Below are 19,324 nucleotides of genomic sequence, written 5' to 3'. Positions count from 1 at the left end.
GACCTGGTGGAACGAGTGCAGGACCGGAGGTGGAGCCGCGTCGTCGCGGTGCCCCTCGCGTGGGCGCGCCGGATCGGGGCGGCCGTGCCGTACGGCCCCGCCGCGGCCCGGCACCTGCCGGTCGTGCTCGGGGTGGCCCTGGCGGTGCTCGCGGTGATCGAGTCGGTCGTGCAGTCCGGGAGCGCGCCCGCGCTCTCGGATACCGTGAGCGCCCCGGTGGGCAGTCACCCCGTGAGCCCCGACGCGCTGCGGCCGGCCGATGACGGCGTGGCCCCGCTGCTCCTCGTGGTGTTCCCCCTGCTCGCGCTGGCCACCACGCTGCCGCTCCCCCTCCTGTGGGCCCAGCCGTCCGTGGCAGCGCTCCTGGCCACCGGGGCGGGCGCGCTGTCGGTCCTGGCCTTCCACACGCTGACCGTGCCGGGCGCGGCGGCGCAGCTGATCGCCGGCTACCGGGCGGGCCGCCGCGGTGCGCCGGCCGCGGCCCTGCTCGTCGCGGTGCCGTACCCGGTGCTGGCGGTGGTGATCGGGCCGGGCGAGCGGGTGCGGGCGCTCACGCTGCTGCTCGCCTGCCTGGCCCCGGCGCTGGCGCTGGCCGGGATCGCCGTACGGGCCCGCCGCAGGGCCCGCGCCGACACCGCCGCCCGGCAGGTCATGGCCGACAGCCTGGTCGAGCACACCGCGCGCGGCGAGCGCGCCCGCATCGCCCGTGAGCTGCACGACGTGGTCGCCCACCACATCTCCATGGTCGCCGTCCAGGCGGAGACCGCCCGGCTGGCCGTCCCGGGCATGCCGGAGGCGGGTGCGGAGCGGCTGCTGGCCATCGGCGACACCGCGCGGGCGGCGCTGACCGAGATGCGGCGGCTGCTCGGCGTGCTGCGCGAGGACGCCGAGGCCGAGTCGGCCTGGCGTCCCCAGCCCGGCCTGCGCCTGCACGAGCTCAACGAGCTGCTCGACGAGTCGCGCGAGGCGTCGGGCACGAGCACCCGGCTCGTCCTGCGGGGCTCGCCGGTGGAGCTCGATCCCGGCGTGGAGCTGGCCGCGTACCGGATCATCCAGGAGGCGCTCACCAACGCGCGCCGCCACGCGCCCGGTGCCGCCGTGGACGTGGAGCTCGACTACACCGGCCCCGGCCTGCGGCTGGTCGTCCGCGACAACGGCCCGGGACCGTCGAACACCGAAGGTGGGCCCAGTGGTGGGCACAGTGGTGGGCACAGTGGTGGACACGGCCTGTCCGGCATGCGCGAGCGGGCCGCGGCCGTCGGCGGCGAGCTGCGCACGGGCCCCGCCCAGGGCGGCGGGTTCCTGGTGGAGGCCCGCCTGCCCGGACGGGACGAGGAGGGCGCATGAGCGGGCCCGGCAGGCTCAGGATCGTGATCGCCGACGACCATCTGGTGGTGCGGACGGGGTTCGCCGAGCTGCTCGACACCCAGCCGGACTTCGAGGTCGCGGGCACCGCCGCCGACGGGGCCGAGGCGGTGCGGGTCTGCCGCGAGCTGTCCCCCGACGTGGTGCTCATGGACGTGCGCATGCCGGTCATGGACGGCATCGAGGCCACCAGGCGCCTCAACGGCGGGCCGAGGGTGCTCATCCTGACCACGTTCGACCTGGACGAGTACGTCTACGACGCCCTGCGCGCCGGAGCCAGCGGCTTCCTGCTCAAGGACGTCACCGCCGAGCGCCTCTTCGACGCCGTACGCGTGATCGCCGCCGGCGAGGCGCTGCTGGCCCCGGCCGTCACCCGCCGCCTCATCAGCGAGTTCGCCCGCATGGGCGGCCCGAGGCCGGAGGCCGGGGGGCTGTCCGCGCTGACCCCGCGCGAGACGCAGGTCCTGCGGCTGGTCGCCGAGGGCCTGTCCAACCCCGAGATCGCGGCCAGGCTGGTGGTCACAGAGGAGACGGTCAAGACCCACGTGAGCCGGGTGCTGAACAAGCTCGGCCTGCGCGACAGGACCCAGGCCGTCGTCATGGCGTACGAGTCGGGCCTGGTCGTGCCGCGCGGCCGGGCGTGAGCGTCAGAAGCCTCAGAGCCTCAGAAGTCGAACTTGTCGATGTTGTCCTTGTTGAACACGGTCGGCTTGCCCAGCAGCACCTCGCCCTTGGCCCCGATCGTGTACTCGCCGAGCTTGCCCGCCTTGAACTTCTCCCCTTCGGCCCCGGTGATCTGCCCGGACGCCAGCGCCGCCGCCGCGTAGGAGGCCAGGTAGCCCAGGTCGGCCGGGTTCCACAGCTCGAACGCCTCGATGGTGCCGTCCTTGACGAACTTCCTGAGCTGGTTGGGGGTGCCGAGCCCGGTCAGCTTGACCTTGCCCTTGGACGGCGAGTCCGACAGGTAGCGGGCCGCCGCGGCGATCCCCACGGTCGTGGGCGAGATGATGCCCGCCAGGTCCGGGTACGAGCGCAGCAGCCCCTGCGTCTCGGTGAACGACTTCTGGTCGTCGTCGTTGCCGTAGGCGACCTTGACCAGCTCCATGTCCTTGTACTCGGGCTTCTTGAGCTCGTCCTTCATGAAGTCGATCCAGGTGTTCTGGTTCGTCGCGTTGGGGGTGGCGGAGAGCACGGCGATCTTGCCCTTGTGCCCGATCTGCTCGGCCAGCAGCTGCACCTCGGTCCGGCCCAGGTCCTCGGGGCTGGCCTGGTTGACGAACACGTCGCGGCCCTCGGGGGCGGTGTCGGAGTCGTAGCTGACGACCTTGACCCCGGCGGCCATGGCCTGCTTGAGCGCGGGCACGACGGCGTTCGGGTCGTTCGCGGAGATGACGATGGCGTCCTGCTTCTGCTGCATCAGCGTGTTGATGTAGGAGACCTGCGAGGACGCGCTGGCGTCGGACGGCCCGACCTCCTTGCCCTCGCCGCCGAACTCCTTGGCGGCCTCGATCCCGCCGTTGTCGGCGATCGTGAAGTACGGGTTGTTGACCTGCTTGGGCAGGAACGCGATCTTCAGTCCCTGCTTGAGCGGGGCGTTCGGATCCGCGGCCGGGGCCGAGGACGCGGCGGCCGTGGCGGAGGCGGAGGACTGCTGTGCCACGTCGCTCTTGGTGGTGCCGCCGCAGGCGGCCGTCAGCAGGACGAGTCCGGCAAGGAGCGCCGTAGGCCGCCAGGGGGTGCGCGTTGTCATGAAACGGACTTCCCTTCCACTTGTGGTGAGGTGCGCCGCCGCCATACCGCCCCCAGGTTCGGCGCCAGCACGGATGCGACGAGCAGCAGGCCCGTCACGAAGTTCAGGACCTCGTTGGCCACGTCGGCGAGGATGAGCGCGTTGCGCACGACGCCGAGCAGCAGCACCGCCATGAGGACGCCGGGCAGCGTGCCGCGCCCGCCGAAGATCGACACGCCGCCGAGCAGCACGGCGGCCACCACGGCCAGTTCGAGCCCGACGCCGTTGTCCGCCCTGGCGCTGGCGTAGCGGAACGTGTAGACGAGGGAGGCCAGCGACGCCATCACCCCGGAGGCCACGAACAGCCAGAACTTGATCCGCTTCACCCGGACGCCGGCGAAGTAGGCGGCCTCCTCGTTCGAGCCGAGCGCGACGATCGAGCGGCCCAGCCCGGTCGCGTGCAGCAGCGTGGCCGCCACCACCGCCAGCACCGCGACCAGCACGGACGCCAGCGGGATCGGGCCGATGGACGCGGTGGCCAGGCTCGTGTACGCGGGCGGCAGGTCGGCCACCGCCTGGTCGCCCAGCATGACGTACGCCAGGCCGCGGAACAGCGCGAACGTCCCGATGGTGACCGCCAGCGAGGGCAGGCCGAGGCGGGTGACGAGCAGCCCGTTGAACGCGCCGCACAGGGCGCCCACCAGCAGGCAGATGGGCATGATCGCCTCGATCGGCAGCCCCGCGTTCCACAGCCCGCCGAGCACCGCGCACGACAGGCCCAGCGTGGAGGCCACCGACAGGTCGATCTCGGCCGCCACGATGACCAGCGTCATGGTCAGGGCCATGAGGGCGATCTCGGTGGTGTCGAGGAGCAGGAAGGAGACGTTGGACCCGTTCGCGAACCCGTCCACGCCGAGCGAGGCCCAGACGCTCACGCCGACGAGCAGCACGAGGATGAGCCCCTCCCACCGGCGCGCCGTCCGAGCGAGATCAGCTGCCATCGGCGGTCCTCCCTGAGGCGGGGTCTGCACGGTAAGCGGGGTCTGCGGGGTTCGCGCGGTCGTCCGGTTCAGCGCGGTCGTCCGGTTCGGCGGGGTCGTGGAATCTGCGGCGGCGCAGGGCCGCGGCGACGCGGAGCGCGAGCACGCGGTCGAGGACGATGGCGGCCAGCAGCAGCGCGCCGTTGATGGCGGTCTGGGCGAGCGCGTCCACCCGGAGCACGGCCAGCGCGCTGGTGATGCCGGTCAGCAGCAGTGCCCCGAGCGCCGCCCCGTACACCGTGCCGCTGCCGCCGAAGATGGCCACCCCGCCCACCACGACGGCGGCGACCACGTCGAGCTCCTTGCCGGTCGCCACGGTGGCGTCCACGGTGCCGAAGCGGGCCGCCCACATGACCCCGGCCAGCCCCGCCAGCGCCCCGTTGGCCACGAACGCCGCGACGATCCTGCGCCGCACCCGGATCCCGGCCAGCACCGCCGCCTCGGGGTTGGAGCCGATGGCGTACAGCTCGCGGCCGGCGCGCAGGTTGCCCAGCATCCACCCGACCACCAGCAGCACGACCAGGGCGACCAGCGCGAGCAGCGGCACGCCGAGCACCGAGCGCGCGCCCAGGGACAGGAAGCCTTCGGGCATGTCGGCCGCGTTCACCTGGCGTCCGCCGGCCCAGGCGAAGTCGATGCCGCGGAAGGCGTACAGGGTGCCGAGGGTGGCCACCAGCGCGGGCACCTTGGCCGCCCCGACGAGCAGCCCGTTGACCGCCCCGCACAGGGCGCCGAGCACCACGCAGCCCGCGATGACGACCGGTATCGGCACGCCCGGGTGGTCGGCCAGGACCAGCGCGCCCCCGAACGCCGACAGCCCCACCACGGAGCTGACGGACAGGTCCACGTTCCTGGTGATGACCACGAGCGTCTGGCCGACGGCGAGCATGGCGACGATGGCGGAGTTCAGCAGGATGTCGCGCAGGCTGGCGTAGGTGAGGAAGGACGGGTTGACGGCGCCGGTGACGCCGAAGAGCAGGCCGAGCGCGACCACGATGCCGAGCTCGCGCACCCGCGCGACCCGGTCCACGAGCCGCCGCCCGCCGTCGCGGCGCCCGGCCTCGGTCCTGGTGACGGTGGCGGTCACGCGCGGCTCCTTCCGGTGGCTGTCACGCGCGGCTCCCTACGGTGGCGGTCACCCGCGGCTCCTTCCGGTGGCGGCGGCCATCACGCTCTCCTCGGTGGCGTCCGCGCGCGGGATCTCCGCCGCCAGCCGCCCCTCGTGCATGACCAGCACCCGGTCGGCCATTCCCAGCACCTCGGGCAGCTCGGACGAGATCATCAGCACCGCCACCCCGCTCCCGGCCAGCTCCGACAGCAGCCGGTGCACCTCGGCCTTGGTGGCCACGTCGATCCCGCGGGTCGGCTCGTCCACGATGAGCACCGACGGCCGGCGCGCCAGCCACTTGGCCAGCACGACCTTCTGCTGGTTGCCGCCGGACAGCACGTCCACGGCGTCCGTCAGCCGCGCGAACTTCAGCCGCAGCCGCACCGCCCAGTCCCGGGCCCGCTCCCGCTCGGCCGCGCGGGAGACCAGCGGCCCCCGGCGCACGTCGGCCAGGCCGGCGAGCCCGATGTTGCGCTCGATGGACAGGTCCATGACGAGCCCCTGCTGCCGCCGGTCCTCGGGCACGAGCGCCAGCCCCGCCGCCATGGCCGCCGTCGGGCTGGCGGGCCGCAGCCGCCGGCCGGCCACCTCGACGCTCCCCGCGTCCCACCGGTCGATGCCGAACACGGCCCTGGCCACCTCGCTGCGCCCGGCCCCGACGAGCCCGGCCAGCGCGACGATCTCGCCCCGCCGCACTTCGAAGGAGACGTCGGTGAAGACGCCCTCGCGGGTGAGCCGGCGCACCTTGAGCGCGACCTCGCCGGCCTCCGTCTCCTGCTTGGGGAACAGCGCCTCCAGCTCCCTGCCGACCATGCGGCGTACCAGGTCGTCGGGGGTGATGCCGGCGATCAGGTCCTCGGCCACGTACGCGCCGTCACGCAGGGTGGTGACCCTCTGGCACAGCTCGAAGATCTCCTCCAGCCGGTGCGAGATGAACAGCAGCGCGCAGCCCTGCGAGCGCAGCGTCCGGGCCACGCCGAACAGCCGGGCCACCTCCGTGCCCGACAGGGCGGCGGTGGGCTCGTCCATGACGAGCACCCGCGCCTGCCGCGACAGCGCCTTGGCGATCTCCACGAGCTGCTGGTCGGCGATCGACAGGCCACGGGCCGGCTGGTCGGGGTCGAGGTGCACGCCGAGCCGCCCGAACAGCTCGGCGGCGCCCGCGCGCATGGCCCGCCGGTCGATGCCGAGGCGGCCGCGGGGCTGGCGGCCCATGAAGATGTTCTCCATGACCGACAGGTCGGGAAAGAGGGTCGGCTCCTGGTAGATGACCGCGACCCCGGCCCGCTGCGCGTCCGCGGGCCCGCCGAACTCCACCGGCTCGCCGTCCAGCAGGATCCGGCCCGAGTCCGGCCGGTGCACGCCGGACAGGATCTTCACGATCGTCGACTTGCCCGCGCCGTTCTCCCCCGCGAGCGCGTGAACCTCGCCGGGGAAGAGCTCAAGAGAGACCTCGCGTACGGCGCGCACCGCACCGAACGCCTTGCTGACCTGCGAAAGGGATAGAACGGGAGTTTCATTCATTGCCGCACTCCCGGCAAAATCGTTTTAAGCGGTGGGAGGACGGTAAATCAGCGAGTGGCGAAGCGTCAATGCCTGGCTATTACAAGATTCCCAAGCACCCGAAGTCGTTCGGAAATTGTTACGTTTTAAGCTATTTGCGCAGGGGCAAGGAGTCAGGCCGGGCAGATCTCGCGGCGATATCGGCCCGGCGCCACGCCGTACTCCCGTTTGAAGGCGTTGGCGAAGGCGAACTCCGAGGTGTAGCCCACCTCGGCGGCGATCCGGCTCAGCGGGGCGTCCGACGCGCGCATGAGGTGGGCCGCCGTGGCCAGGCGCCACCAGGTGAGGTACGAAAGCGGCGGCCGGCCGATCAGCTCGCCGAAGCGGCGCGAGAAGGCCGACCTCGACAGCCCCGCCCGCGCGCCCAGCTCCTGGACCGTCCACGGGTGGGCGGGATCGCGGTGGACGGCGTCCAGCGCGGCGCTGATGCCGGGATCGGCGAGCGCCTGCGCCCACCCGCCGACCGAGCACTGGCCGTGCTCCCCCTCGAACCAGGCCCGCAGGATGTAGAGCAGCAGCAGGTCCAGGAGGGACGACACCACCGTGTCGGCGCCCAGCCGCGGGCGCTGGATCTCGGCGCCCAGGGCTTCGACGGCGGCGCGCAGCTCGGTGTGGAGGCCGACGCCGGCCGGGAGGTGGATCAGGTCGGGCAGGTCGCGCAGGATCGGATGGGCCTGGCCCGGATCGAGCCGGTAGCCGCCGCACAGCAGCACCGTCGCCGCGGGCCCGTCGACGGAAGCGGAGGCGAACAGGCCGGGGCCGTCGTCCAGCGGGTCGCAGTCGGGCTCGGCGAGCGGGGTGGACGGCGAGTCGGCCATGGCGTAGCCGTGGCCGTGGGGGAAGAAGACCACGTCACCCACCGACAGCGCGATCGGGTCGCCGTCGGGCCGGATCAGCCAGCTCGACCCCCGCAGGACGACCTGGAACCCGGCGGAGCCGGGAACCGACGGGAACCGCTGGCCCCAGGGCGCGCGCCATTCGACGCGGGCCGATCGAGGGCTGCCGGTGCGCATGAGGGCGATCACGTCGCTGAGCACGTCCACGGCGGAAGCCTACGGCAGGACGATCGCGTATGAAATCCGGTTCGATGACGCATTGGTTGTCTCGCTGCTGCCCCCTACGGTTTCCTGCATGAGAACGGTGCTGGTGACGGGCGCGACCGGTACGGTCGGCAGGCTGGTGGCGGAGAGGCTGGCGGAGGCGGGGGCCGAGGTCAGGCCCTTCGGCCGGGCCCAGGGCGACCTGGCGGACCCCGGGTCGCTGCCGCTCGACGGGGTGGAGTCGGTGTTCCTGGTGTGGCCGTTCGCCACGGCGGAAGGGGCGGCGGGGGTGATCGACGCGATCGCGCGCCGGGCGCGGCGGGTGGTCTACCTCTCCTCCGCCGCCGTACGCGACCACGAACGCGAGGTCGAGCGGCTGATCGAGAGGTCGGTGCCGGAGTGGACCATCCTGCGCCCGCACGCCTTCGCGGCCAACGCGCTGCGGTGGGCGGCGCGGGTGCGGGCGGGGGTGGTGCGCGGCTCGTACGGCGAAGCCGCGATGCCCGTGCTGGACGAGCGGGACCTCGCGGCGGTGGCGGCCCGGGCGCTGCTGGAGGAGGGGCACCACGGCGCCGTCTACGACCTGACCGGCCCGGAGTCGATCACCCAGGCCGAACAGGTCCGCACCATCTCCCAGATCACGAAATATCCGGCGAGCTGGGAGGAGGTCCCGCCCGGCCGGACCCGTACGGAGCTCCTGGCCATGGGCTGGCCCCCGCAGGCGGTGGACGGCGTGCTCCAGGCCCAGGCGGACCTCGTCCGCCACCCGGCCCCCGTCACGCCGGCGGTCGAGGAGGTCACGAAGACCGCGCCCCGCACGTTCGGCGCCTGGGTGGCCGACCACGCCGAGGAGTTCCGCGTTCCCGGCGAACCGCCCGAGACCATGCGTGCCGCCCGCGTCCACGCATACGGGGGCGAGATCCGCCTCGATCGGATCCCCACGCCGCGCCCGGGCCCGGGACAGGTCCTCCTGGAAGTGGCCGCCACCTCCTTCAACCCGTCGGAGGTCGGCCTGCGTATGGGCCTGCTGCGCGAGGTGCTCCCGGTGAGCCTGCCGTACACGTTGGGCTGGGACATCGCGGGCACGGTCGTCGAGCTCGGCGCGGGCGTGACGGGCCTGGCCCCGGGCGAGCGCGTGTTCGGCCTGGCGGACGGCGCCGCCGCCGGATACGCGGCCGTGCCCGCGAGCGTCCTGGCCAGGGCGCCAGAGAGCATCCCGCTCGCCCACGCGGCCGCCGTCCCGGTGGCCGGGCTCACCGCCTGGCAGGCGGTGCGCGAGCACGCCCGCATCACTCGCGGGCAGCGCGTGCTGATCAACGGCGCGGGTGGCGGGATCGGCATGTTCGCCGTCCAGCTCGCCAAGCTGGCGGGGGCGACCGTGTTCGCCACGGCGAGCCCGCGCAGCGCGGCGGCGGTCGAGCGGTACGGCGCGGACGAGGTGATCGACTACACGACCACGCCGCTCCCCGGCGGCATGGACGTGGTGCTGAACCTGGCCGGCGTCTCCGAGAAGGACGCCGCCGCCCTGGCCGGGCTCGGGCGCACGGTGGTCACCGTCGCCGCCCCGATCGAGGGCGGCACCCACTTCGTGGCCCGCAACGACCCGGCCCAGCTGGCCGAGCTGGCCGCGCTCGTCGACCGGGGCGAGCTCCTGGTCGAGGCGGCCGAGTATCGCCCCCTGACCGAGCTGGCGGAGGTCCACCGCGCGGCTGAGCAGGGCCGGACGCGCGGCAAGATCATTCTGCTGCCGGACTGAAGTGGCGCAGCACCTCGGGGTTGGCCATGGCGTCGGGATTGGCCGCCTGCTCGACGGGCGTGCCCAGCAGGATCTTGCGTACGGGCACCTCCAGCTTCTTGCCGGACAGCGTGCGCGGGATGCCGGGGACGGCGTGGATCTCGTTGGGCACGTGACGGGGCGACAGCTCCTTGCGCAGGGCGTCGCAGAGGGTCCGCTGGAGCGAGTCGGTCAGCGTCGCGCCCTCGGCGAGCGTCACGTACAGCAGCAGCCGCCCCTCCTGGCCGAGCTGCCCGGTGTCGATCACGAGGCTGTCGGCGATCTCGTCGAACCGCTCGACGACCCGGTAGAACTCGCTGGTGCCCATCCGGACGCCGCCCCGGTTGAGGGTCGAGTCGGAGCGGCCGTAGATCACGCAGCTCCCGTCCTCGTCGATCTTGATCCAGTCGCCGTGCCGCCACACCCCGGGGTAGACGTCGAAGTAGCTCTCGAAGTAGCGCCGGCCGTCGGGGTCGTTCCAGAACATCACCGGCATCGACGGCATCGGCGCGGTCAGCACCAGCTCCCCCACCTCGCCGACGACCGGCTTGCCCGTGGAGTCGTACGACTCGACCTTCGCCCCCAGCGCCCGGCACGGGATGACGCCCGCCCTGATCGGGTGGAGCATGGTCGCCCCGACGAACCCCGTGCACACGTCCGTGCCCCCGGAGAACGACCCCAGCGGCACCCCGGGCAGCTCTGAGGCCACCCACGCGAACCCCTCCGGAGGCAGCGGCGAGCCGGTCGAGCCGATGCCGCGCAGCCGCTCCAGCCCCTCGGGGTGGATCCCGGCCTTCAGCGAGGCCATGATGTACGGCGCCCCGACCCCGAAGTAGGTCACCTTCTCGGAGTCGGCGATCCGCCACAGCGCGGCCGGCGACGGATAGGTGGCCGCGCCGTCGTACAGCACCGGGGTGGCCCCCACCAGCAGGGCGCCGATGAGGTAGTTCCACATCATCCAGCCCGTGGTGGTGTACCAGAAGAACACATCGCCCTCGCCGATGTCCTGCTGGAAGGTGAGGGACTTGAGATGCTCCAGCACCACGCCGCCGTGGCCGTGCACGATCGGCTTGGGCAGCCCGGTCGTGCCGCTGGAGTAGAGGATCCACAGCGGGTGGCCGAACGGCACCCGCTCGAACTCCAGCGGCCCCTCCTCGGCCCGCAGCCCCTCCCAGCCGATCACCTCGCCGTGCGGCACCTGCCGGGTGTGCGCCTCGGCGGGCTCGGCCTGCTGGGGCGCGCGGCCCTCGTCGAGCGCCGCCAGGTAGGGGATCCACACGGTCGCGCGCAGCGTGGGCAGCTGGGCGGCGATCTCGTTGACGGCGTCGGAGCGGTCGTAGGTCTTGCCGTTGTAGTGGTAGCCGTCGACCGCGATGAGCACCTTGGGCTCGATCTGCTTGAACCTGTCGACGATGCTGGGCACCCCGAAGTCGGGCGAGCCGGCCGACCAGATGGCGCCGAGAGAGGCGGTCGCCAGGAAGGCGATCAGGGCCTGCGGGATGCTCGGCAGGTAGGCGGCCACCCGGTCGCCGCGCCGCACGCCGAGGCGGACCAGCCCCGCCCGGACGCGGGCGACCTCCTCGCGCAGCTCGTCCCGGGTCAGCTCCTGGCGGGCGCCGTCCTCGGACACGAACACCACGGCGGTGCCCTCGGTGCGGCGCAGCGCGTTCTCGGCGTAGTTGAGCGTGCTCCCCTCGAACCAGGTGACGTCCGGCATCGTCCCGGAGAGCACCGGCCCGTCGCCCCGGTCGCCGACCACGTCGAAGTAGTCCCAGATCGACGTCCAGAACTCGCCCGGGTGCTCGACGGACCACCGCCACACGTCCTCGTAGGGGCCCGGCCGTCCCAGCCACTCCAGGTAGCGGGTCAGCCCGGCCTTCGCGACGACCTCTTCGCTCGGCTCCCAGAGAAGCGCGCCCTCAGCAACCATGTGCCCCATCCTGTCGCCCGTCGAGGGGAAAGTCATACCCGGACTCCCACATAACTTGCTATCTCCGTAGGTGGTCCACCGCCATACGCGCCGCCGTGCCGATCACCGCGTCGGCGCGCGGCTGGTTGAGCGCCGTGCTGAACGAACGGGTGCACACGGCCACGGCGTAGCGCCGGCCGTCGGGGTACTCGACGACCCCCGACTCGCTGCGCAATGTGGGCAGCGTGCCGGTCTTGCCGCTGACCGCGACGTCGTCGTACGGGAAGCCGGAGGCCAGCCGGTGCGGCCACACCTGCATGTTGAGCACGCCGCGCATCCAGGCGCACGACTCCTCCGAGGCCGCCTCGTCCCGCCAGATCATCCCGAACAGCGCGGCCAGCTCGCGCGGGGTGGACCGGTTCGCCCGCGCGGGGTCGAGCGCGCTCAGCCGCGCGATGTCCTCCGGATCCACGAACGGCCACGGGTGCCCGGCGTCGATCGCCATGCTGCCGAGAAGCTCCCGGGCGCTCTGCGTCACGCGCGTCCCGTCCAGCCCGAACCCGGCCAGCATGGTGTTGATCGCCTCGCACCCGACCCGGCCCAGCAGCACGTCGGCAGCGGTGTTGTCGCTCACCGCGATCATCAGGTACGCCAGGTCGCGCAGCGAGATCGTCACGTCGTCGAGCATCGCCGAGAGCCCCGTCGGCCCCGAGACCCTGTCCCCGGCCGTGACGGTCACGCGTTCGGACAGGTCCAGGAGCCCGGCGTCGGCCTGCCTGCAGAGCGCCACCAGCAGCGGCACCTTGAACATCGACGCCGTCGGCACCGGCTCGTCCGGCCCGTGCCCCACCTCGCGCCCCGAGTCGATGTCGGCCGCGTACAGCCGGCCGCGCACCCCCGCCGTTCGGAACAACGCCTCGAAGTCGGGCTCGCTCATGCCAGCATCCCCGGCCTGCGGCTGATCCGCCGCACCGACACCGCGCCCTCGTCCGTCATCCCGGCGCTCTCCTTCAGCGTGCGTACGGCGACGGCCGAGAAGTCGTCGACCAGTTCGTCGATCGGGGCGGCCACCGCCTGGCGCCAGGCGGTGGAGACCCGGCACGTGATCGGCGAGCCTAGCAGCGGCCGCCAGGCCAGCCCCGGGAGCTCCACCTTCGGCCCGAACGCCACCGCCGCGCCCGCCAGCACCAGCCCGAGCCCGGCGCCCTCGTGCACCTGCACGGGGACGTAGCCGTGCCGGCGGCACTCCGAGAGCAGCTCCGCGTACAGCCCCGGCTCGCCCTCCTGCGGCGGCACCAGCAGCTCCCGCCCCGCCAGGTCGGCCAGGTGCACCTCGCCGACGCCGGTGAGCGGGTCGCCCTCGGCCAGCAGCACGCCCTGCGGCTGCGCGAGCACCTGGCCGAACCGCAGGCCGGGCGCGGCGACCGGATGGCGGACGAGGCCGACGTCGATCGTCCCCTCGGCCAGCGCCGTCACCTGGTCGGCGGTCCAGATCTCGGCGGGCGCGAGGCGTACCGCAGGATTGGTCTCGCGGAAGCCCGCGACCAGGGCGGCGATGGCGGCGGCGGCCAGGTCGGGCGGGAGGCCGACCTTGAGCACCGTGCCCTCGCCCTGTCTGGCCAGCTCGTGCAGCCGGTCCACCCGGGCCACGATCTCGCGGGCCTCGCCCAGGAGCAGCCGGCCGGCCTCGGTGAGCCGCACCTGGCGGGCCGAGCGGTCGAACAGCCGCACGCCGAGCTCCTCCTCCAGGCGCTTGATGCGCTGGCTGAGCGGCGGCTGGGCCATGCCGAGCCGGATGGCGGCGTTGCCGAAGTGGAGTTCCTCCGCGACGACGGTGAAGTAGCGAAGGTGCCGGACAAGGTCCACGACCAGCCACTATATCCAGATTTATATCTGTAAGGCGCTCATATCAGTATTGGACACCCTTGCCGTCCCTCTGGTGTTCTCTGCTCCATGGCACCACAAACGGGGACAATATACGCGCGGCGCCGTCGCTGGCCGTGGATCGTTCCGGGGCTCCTGATCCCGGTCGTGGCGGCGGCAGGCGTCATCTGGGCGCTGCGCACGGAGGGCTCGCCGGAGGAGACGGCCGACAGGTACCTTTCGGCCTGGTCCGCCCAGGACTACGCGGGGATGCGCGCCCTGGTGGCCGACCCGCCCGCCGACTTCGAGACCTGGCACCGCCGCTTCCGCACCGACCTCAAGCTCACCGAGGCGAGCTTCCACCGCCCCAGGCCGACGGGCGTCTTCGCCTCCTCCCCGGGGGACGAGGTCGGCTTCCAGGCCAGGCTGCTCGGACAGCAGGACTGGACCTACAGCGGCCGGCTCAAGCTCGTGGAGCGCGACCGCGGGTGGAAGGTCGCCTGGACGCCGGCCGCCATCCACCCGCTGCTCAAGAAGGGGCGCTCGCTTCGGGTCGTCTCCCAGGAGGGCGACCCGCTGCGGGTCCTGGCCGCCGACGGCACCGCGATCAACACGCCGTCCGCGCCCGGCTCGGTGCAGCAGCTCGTGGAGGGCATCAAGCAGACGTTCCCCGACCGCTTCAAGAAGCCGGCCCGCTCCCGGATCGACCTGTACGAGGGGGACAAACCCATCCAGACGGTCGTCCGCGCCGATGGATACCGGCCGCTCCAGACCACCATCGACCTGAAGGTCCACCGCGCCGGGGCCAAGGCCCTGGACGACGTGTCGAAACCGGCGTCCCTGGTGGCGCTGCGCGCCTCGACCGGCGAGATCCTGGCGGTGGTGAACAAGCCGGGAGGCTTCAACCGGGCCCTGCTCGGCAAGTACCCGCCCGGCTCGACGTTCAAGGTCGTGACGGCCTCCGCGCTGGTCGCGGACGGGGTCGAGCCGTCCCGCCAGGTCACCTGCCCCGCCGAGAAGAACATCGGCGGCTTCCCGTTCCACAACGCCGACTTCGAGGACTTCGGCACGCTGTCGTTCCAGGACGCGTTCGCGCATTCGTGCAACACGACGTTCGGGGAGATGAGCGTGAACCAGTTGAACGGCGGCCGGCTGGCGCAGGTCGCCCGCAGCTTCGGCTTCGGCGCCCCGATCACCCCCGGCGTGCCCGCGGTCCGCGCCGAGTTCCCGGACCCGAAGGACGACACGGACCTCGCCTCCGCCGCCATCGGCCAGGGCCGCGTCCTGGCCAGCCCGCTCAACATGGCCTCGGTCGCGGCCGCCATCGCCTCCGGCGCCTGGATCTCCCCGACCCTCGTCAAGGAGGAGCTGATCCCGGACGCCCAGCCCACCAACCCCCGGCCGCTGGAGGACGGGGTGGTGGCGGCCCTGCGCAAGCTGATGCCGGCCGTGGTGACGGACGGCACCGCCCACGCCGTCCGGTTCCCCAAGGGCACGGCGGGCAAGACGGGCACGGCGGAGTTCGGGTCCGGCAAGGAGCCGCCGACCCACTCGTGGTTCATCGGCTACCGGGGCGACCTGGCCTTCGCGGTCATCGCCGAGGGCGCGGGCACCGGCGCCGGCGTGGCCGCCCCGGCCGCCGCCCGCTTCCTCGACGCCCTCACCGACGGCGCCTGACGCCGCGCGACGGGAAGGCTAGGCGGTGCGGCCGACCGGGGAGGTGAGGCCCGCCACGGCGGCGACGACTTCGGAGGCGTTGGAGAGGTCGGGCAGCACCACGTCGGCCCCCGCCTCGCGCAGCTCGGCCGCCATGGACCGCCCCGAGGCCACCCCGATCATCGCCGCACCGCCGATCTTGGCGGCCTGGACGTCCCGCGTGGAGTCCCCGATCACCACGGTGTTCGCCGCCGTGAACGGCGTGCCCAGGCGTTCCTTGGCCCGGGACTGCGCCACCTGCAGCAGCGTCGCCTTGGGGTAGACCTCCTCGCCGTACCCGCCCAGCGTGAAGTCGATGTGCTTGTCCAGCCCGAACGCCTTGAGCTTGTGGACGGCGTTGCTCTTGATGGTCCCGGTCAGCACCGTCTGGATCACCCCGTCGAGCCTGGACACCGACTTCAGCGCCTCCTTGGCCCCCGGCAGCGCCCGCCCCTCCTTGGCCAGCCGCCCGCGCCGGTCGGCGAAGGCCACCGCCAGCGCCGACAGGAACCTGGGCAGATGGTCGTCCTCGGCCTGGATGCCGTTGACGGCGAGCGTCTCGAAGACGATCTCGGAGTCGGGACGCCCCAGCGGGGGCACGAGTTTGACCAGCGGTCGCCCGGTGACGAAGCGGAACGCCTCCGCGTAGGCGTCCCTGGTCACGATGGCGACGTCGACCAGCGTCAGGTCGATGTTCCACAGCACAAGGCGGTTGATGGCAGCCTCCTGGGGGGTGACCCTGCATAGGGTACGGCCGGCGCTATGCGCGGAGCCGGCGCCTTCGCGATTTGAGCATGAAGGTTTACGCGAAATTCAGCGCGTCCGCCAGCGTGTCGACCACGGGGAAGCCGACGCCCGCCAGCTCGGCGCGGGTCGTCATCCCGCCCGTGTACAGCACCGCCTTGGCTCCCACGTGCCGCGCGGCGAGCCCGTCGTCCACGCTGTCGCCGATCACCAGGACCGTGGCGGGATCCACCCCGAGGGCCGTGATGTGCGCCTCCATGTGCGCGGCCTTCTCACCGCCGGTGGTGCCCAGCAGCCCGTCGATCCGGGTGAAGTGCCGGGTGATGCCGAAGGAGTCGACCTTGGGCACGAGGTGCGCGTGCGGCGCCATCGAGCAGAGCGACTGGGTGCCCGTCCAGCCCGCGAGGGCCAGCTCCGCGTCGGCGGCCAGCGCGCAGGCGTCGCTCAGCCGGAAGTAGTGCTCGTGGAACCCGTCGTCGAGCAGCTCCCACTCCCCCTCGGTCAGGGGGCGGCCGAGCATGCGCTCGTAGGCGACCCAGATGGGCCGGGTGTAGACCGCGCGGAAGCCGTCGACGGTCATCTCAGGAAGCTCGTACGGCTTGAAGACCTCGTTGGTGGCCCCCACCACGGCGTCGATGTCGTGGAAGAGCGTGCCGTTCCAATCCCAGATGATGTGCTTTGTCATGTTGCGACAAGCTTAGACGGCACGTGTGACGTTTCGATGAACGCCCAGCACAGGGGCCGCGACCATCCGGCCACGGCCCCCGGGGAGAGCTAGCCGCAGGCCTTAGCGGTGGTGCCGGCGCCGTTCTGGCCGCCGCGGCCGCCGTTCCACTGGATCGAGGCGCTGCCCCAGGCGCACATGTTGTTGGCCCAGACCATGTTGCCCCAGTGCCGGCCCTTGTTGCCCGCCTTGAAGCGGAACTGGTCGTAGCGGCCGTCCGCCGCGTACACGCTGATGGTGCCGGTCGCCGAGGAGGCCGTGCGGATCTCGACCCAGTTGGTCTTGCACTTGCCGGACCACCAGAGCTTGATCGTTCCGACCTCGCCGTTGACGCGGCTCTTGATGGGGGCGGTCTTGACCACCTTGGCCGAGTTCCAGCAGCCCGACTTGGCCGGATCCTTGTGGTCGCCCGGCTTGGCCTGGGCGTGCGCGGGCGCACCCGCCAGGAGGACCGCCGCGACGGCGCCCAGGACGGTAGCGGCAACTCGAAGCTTCACTTTGGACCGACTCCTTGCGTAAACAACACTTGCTAGATCGGGACCCTAGCGAGGCCCGGCTCCGAACGGTCAGGGAGTGAGATCGATGTAACGCCTCCGTTATGAGCCCAGGAGGTCGGGAATCTCCTGGGTGGCGTACCACATGAGCTCGTGCGCCTCGGCCCCGTCCACGGCGAATCTCGCGTCGTCGTCGCCCCCGTCCGCGGCCGGCAGCGCGGCGACGGCGGCCTCGATGTCGGGGATCGCCTCGTGGTCGTCGACGTGCACCGCGGCCACCTTGGCCAGCGGGATCGGGTCGGAGAGGCGCACTCTCGCCCGTTCCTCCAGATCGGCCCCGGCCGAGACCGAGCGCTCCGGCACTTCGGCGGCGACCACCACGCGCCGGAACGCGGTCTCGGCGCCGTCGGCGCGGTCGGCGGCCAGCCTCCGCAGCGAGGCGCGGGCCGCCTCGGTGAGCGCCACGTATTCGAGCTCCTCGGTGTCACCCGAGGCATACCACTCGGTCAGCGCGGGGGTCACCGCGTAGCCGGTCAGCGGGGCCGGGCCCAGCTCTCCCGCCTCGACCGCCTGGGCCAGTGCAGGGAGAGTGCACGGCAGATAGACGCGCATGACGAACCTTTCGTGCTTTCTTTCCAGCCGAGCTCAGCTCGGCGTGCCGAGACGGGTCCGCGCTCGGCGGCGGACCCGTCTCAGCGTGCAAGGGCTCTATCATGCCCGTCGCAGCGTGAGACTGAGGAGAGACTCGAGTTCCTCGATGGTCGAGTCGGCATCTTTGTGATGGATGCCGGCGATGCCGAGCGCGCGGGCGGCCAGGATGTTCGCCTCGATGTCGTCGATGAACACGCACTCCTCGCAGGCCAGGCCGATCAGCTCGACCGCGTGGTGGAAGATGCGCGGCTCGGGCTTGCGCATGCCGACCTCGCCGGAGATCACGACCGCGTCGAAGAGCTCGTCCCAGTGGGTACGGGGATACTCGTTCGACCAGGAGTTAGATAGCAAACACGTTTTGACACCATTTTTCCGTACGTCGCGGAGCATGTCGTACATTGCGTCAACGCGTTCGAATCCCGCGAACATCCGCTCCAGCAGCCCCTCGGCCACGGGCGGCACCCCGTCGACGGTCAGCAGCCGGGCGGCGAGGTCGCGCTCGAAGGAGGGGCCGTCGATCTCGCCCCTTTCCAGCGCGTGGACGACGCTCTCGCCGACACCGTCGCCGTAAGCGTGGTCGACCATCCTCCGCATCACCTGGCGGTAGTGGTCGCCGTCGATCCTGTCCGCCGCGATCCAGCGCGCGATGGAGTCGGAAAGGCTGGTCGTCAGGACGCCGCCCCAGTCGATGAGCACACCGGTAAGCACCATTCCAGAATAGAACGTCACCGACACTTATAAGCCGATAAAACCCCATAAAAAGGTCGCCCGATATATCCAGTTAAGGTGTGCTTCCAGCGATAGTCGCTACCCAGAAAGGACCGCCGTGTCCACGACGATCCTGATCATCTCCCCGGACCGATGGACCGCCCCGGGACTGGAACTCTTCGAGTTCGCGCCGATCTTCCCCGGCGGCCCGGAATGGCTCACCAAACCGGTCCTCATCGCCCTGCTCAGCTCGGTCATCGCCATCGCCCTGTGCTGGGCCGCGTTCGCCAAGCCGAAGATCATCCCACGTGGCTGGCAGAGCATCGGCGAGTACGCGTACATGTTCGTACGCGACCACATCGCCCGCCCCAACCTCGGCGCCGACTCCGACCGATGGATGGGCTTCCTCCTCACGCTCTTCCTGACCGTGCTCATCTGGAACCTGATGGGCGTCATCCCGCTCATCCAGTTCCCCGTCGCCGCGCACCTCTTCTTCCCCTTGGGGCTGGCGCTCATCGTGTACGGCATCAAGGTCTACCTCGGCGTCCGCCACCACGGCGTGCGCGGCTACCTGAGGGGCATCGTGCACCTTCCGGGCCTGCCCGGCTGGGCGTACGGGCTCTATGCCCCGATGATCCTGGCCGAGGTGTTCATCACGTCGCTGTTCACCCACTTCATACGGTTGTTCGCGAACATGTTCGCCGGCCACGTCCTCCTGGCCTTCTTCAGCTCGGTGGGCTTCTGGTTCCTGTTCGAGCGGCTCACCCCGCTGGGCGCGGGGATCGGCGTCCTCGGCGTGCTGATGACGATCGTGATGACCGCGTTCGAGATGTTCATCCAGTTCCTGCAGGCGTTCCTGTTCGCCATGCTGGCCGGGATGTTCATCGCCAGCGGCCTGCGCGGCGCGCACTAGCTAG

The 19,324-nt window shown here is 71.8% G+C and carries 18 protein-coding genes; 5 read left to right on the top strand and 13 right to left on the bottom strand.

Annotated elements, in window-relative coordinates; genetic code table 11:
* The first annotated feature begins 6 nt into the window (after nt 1-6).
* Nucleotides 7-1,347 carry a sensor histidine kinase gene (locus tag H4W80_RS63965; protein WP_318787309.1) on the top strand — a complete coding sequence of 447 codons (1,341 nt, stop codon included), beginning with the start codon at nt 7-9 and terminating at the stop codon, nt 1,345-1,347.
* Nucleotides 1,344-2,009 (top strand): response regulator, encoded by a 666-nt coding sequence (locus H4W80_RS42640; RefSeq protein ID WP_192790252.1) that lies wholly within the window; start codon nt 1,344-1,346, stop codon nt 2,007-2,009. The genes H4W80_RS63965 and H4W80_RS42640 overlap by 4 nt, the downstream gene beginning before the upstream one ends.
* Nucleotides 2,010-2,029: 20 nt before the next feature.
* Here the strand turns inward: H4W80_RS42640 and rhaS are convergent, their stop codons facing one another.
* The 5 genes from rhaS to H4W80_RS42615 form a co-directional block, all read right to left on the bottom strand.
* Nucleotides 2,030-3,115 (bottom strand): rhamnose ABC transporter substrate-binding protein, encoded by a 1,086-nt coding sequence (gene rhaS, locus H4W80_RS42635; protein WP_192790251.1) that lies wholly within the window; start codon nt 3,113-3,115, stop codon nt 2,030-2,032.
* A complete protein-coding gene (locus H4W80_RS42630) occupies nt 3,112-4,095 on the bottom strand; it encodes an ABC transporter permease (protein ID WP_192790250.1) in 984 nt (327 codons plus the stop codon). The genes rhaS and H4W80_RS42630 overlap by 4 nt, the downstream gene beginning before the upstream one ends.
* Nucleotides 4,085-5,221, bottom strand: a complete 1,137-nt coding sequence (locus H4W80_RS42625; protein WP_192790249.1) for an ABC transporter permease — start codon at nt 5,219-5,221, stop codon at nt 4,085-4,087. Before H4W80_RS42625 ends, H4W80_RS42630 begins: the two co-directional genes overlap by 11 nt.
* A 48-nt stretch (nt 5,222-5,269) precedes the next feature.
* Nucleotides 5,270-6,766, bottom strand: coding sequence for a sugar ABC transporter ATP-binding protein (locus H4W80_RS42620; protein ID WP_192790248.1), 1,497 nt, complete (start codon nt 6,764-6,766; stop codon nt 5,270-5,272).
* A 152-nt stretch (nt 6,767-6,918) separates the two neighbouring features.
* A complete protein-coding gene (locus tag H4W80_RS42615) occupies nt 6,919-7,848 on the bottom strand; it encodes an AraC family transcriptional regulator (protein ID WP_192790247.1) in 930 nt (309 codons plus the stop codon).
* 88 nt (nt 7,849-7,936) lie between these two features.
* Here H4W80_RS42615 and H4W80_RS61660 point away from each other — a divergent pair, with 88 nt between their 5' ends.
* Complete coding sequence (locus tag H4W80_RS61660) at nt 7,937-9,601, top strand: zinc-binding dehydrogenase (protein ID WP_225963962.1); 1,665 nt, start codon at nt 7,937-7,939, stop codon at nt 9,599-9,601.
* Here H4W80_RS61660 and H4W80_RS42605 read toward each other — a convergent pair.
* The 3 genes from H4W80_RS42605 to H4W80_RS42595 are packed head-to-tail and all read right to left on the bottom strand — an operon-like array spanning nt 9,582 to nt 13,394.
* The gene (locus H4W80_RS42605) at nt 9,582-11,549 is read right to left on the bottom strand and encodes an acetoacetate--CoA ligase (RefSeq protein ID WP_192790246.1); all 1,968 of its coding nucleotides are present in this window, start codon (nt 11,547-11,549) and stop codon (nt 9,582-9,584) included. The two genes, H4W80_RS61660 and H4W80_RS42605, sit on opposite strands and share 20 nt — an antisense overlap.
* A gap of 58 nt (nt 11,550-11,607) precedes the next feature.
* Nucleotides 11,608-12,465, bottom strand: coding sequence for a serine hydrolase (locus tag H4W80_RS42600; RefSeq protein ID WP_192790245.1), 858 nt, complete (start codon nt 12,463-12,465; stop codon nt 11,608-11,610).
* Complete coding sequence (locus H4W80_RS42595; protein ID WP_192790244.1) at nt 12,462-13,394, bottom strand: LysR family transcriptional regulator; 933 nt, start codon at nt 13,392-13,394, stop codon at nt 12,462-12,464. Before H4W80_RS42595 ends, H4W80_RS42600 begins: the two co-directional genes overlap by 4 nt.
* A gap of 165 nt (nt 13,395-13,559) precedes the next feature.
* Here H4W80_RS42595 and H4W80_RS42590 point away from each other — a divergent pair, with 165 nt between their 5' ends.
* The gene (locus H4W80_RS42590; protein WP_318787308.1) at nt 13,560-15,068 is read left to right on the top strand and encodes a penicillin-binding transpeptidase domain-containing protein; all 1,509 of its coding nucleotides are present in this window, start codon (nt 13,560-13,562) and stop codon (nt 15,066-15,068) included.
* 18 nt (nt 15,069-15,086) lie between these two features.
* Here the strand turns inward: H4W80_RS42590 and H4W80_RS42585 are convergent, their stop codons facing one another.
* The 5 genes from H4W80_RS42585 to H4W80_RS42565 form a co-directional block, all read right to left on the bottom strand.
* The gene (locus H4W80_RS42585; protein WP_192790242.1) at nt 15,087-15,791 is read right to left on the bottom strand and encodes an HAD family hydrolase; all 705 of its coding nucleotides are present in this window, start codon (nt 15,789-15,791) and stop codon (nt 15,087-15,089) included.
* A gap of 97 nt (nt 15,792-15,888) precedes the next feature.
* Nucleotides 15,889-16,515 (bottom strand): HAD family hydrolase, encoded by a 627-nt coding sequence (locus H4W80_RS42580; protein WP_192790241.1) that lies wholly within the window; start codon nt 16,513-16,515, stop codon nt 15,889-15,891.
* Between the two features lie 89 nt (nt 16,516-16,604).
* Nucleotides 16,605-17,051, bottom strand: coding sequence for a DUF2690 domain-containing protein (locus tag H4W80_RS42575; RefSeq protein WP_192790240.1), 447 nt, complete (start codon nt 17,049-17,051; stop codon nt 16,605-16,607).
* Between the two features lie 99 nt (nt 17,052-17,150).
* A complete protein-coding gene (locus H4W80_RS42570; protein ID WP_192790239.1) occupies nt 17,151-17,660 on the bottom strand; it encodes a DUF6912 family protein in 510 nt (169 codons plus the stop codon).
* 99 nt (nt 17,661-17,759) lie between these two features.
* On the bottom strand, nt 17,760-18,410 hold the full coding sequence (locus H4W80_RS42565) for an HAD family hydrolase (protein ID WP_192790238.1): 651 nt from the start codon (nt 18,408-18,410) through the stop codon (nt 17,760-17,762).
* Between the two features lie 115 nt (nt 18,411-18,525).
* Here H4W80_RS42565 and H4W80_RS42560 point away from each other — a divergent pair, with 115 nt between their 5' ends.
* Nucleotides 18,526-19,320: a F0F1 ATP synthase subunit A gene (locus H4W80_RS42560; protein WP_192790237.1), complete on the top strand. Its 795-nt coding sequence runs from the start codon at nt 18,526-18,528 to the stop codon at nt 19,318-19,320.
* Nucleotides 19,321-19,324: the final 4 nt, after the last annotated feature.

It is taken from the genome of Nonomuraea angiospora (assembly GCF_014873145.1).
GTDB lineage: Bacteria > Actinomycetota > Actinomycetes > Streptosporangiales > Streptosporangiaceae > Nonomuraea > Nonomuraea angiospora.
Note: the sequence above shows the minus strand (reverse complement) of the source record. Positions and strands in the feature narration are given on the sequence as shown.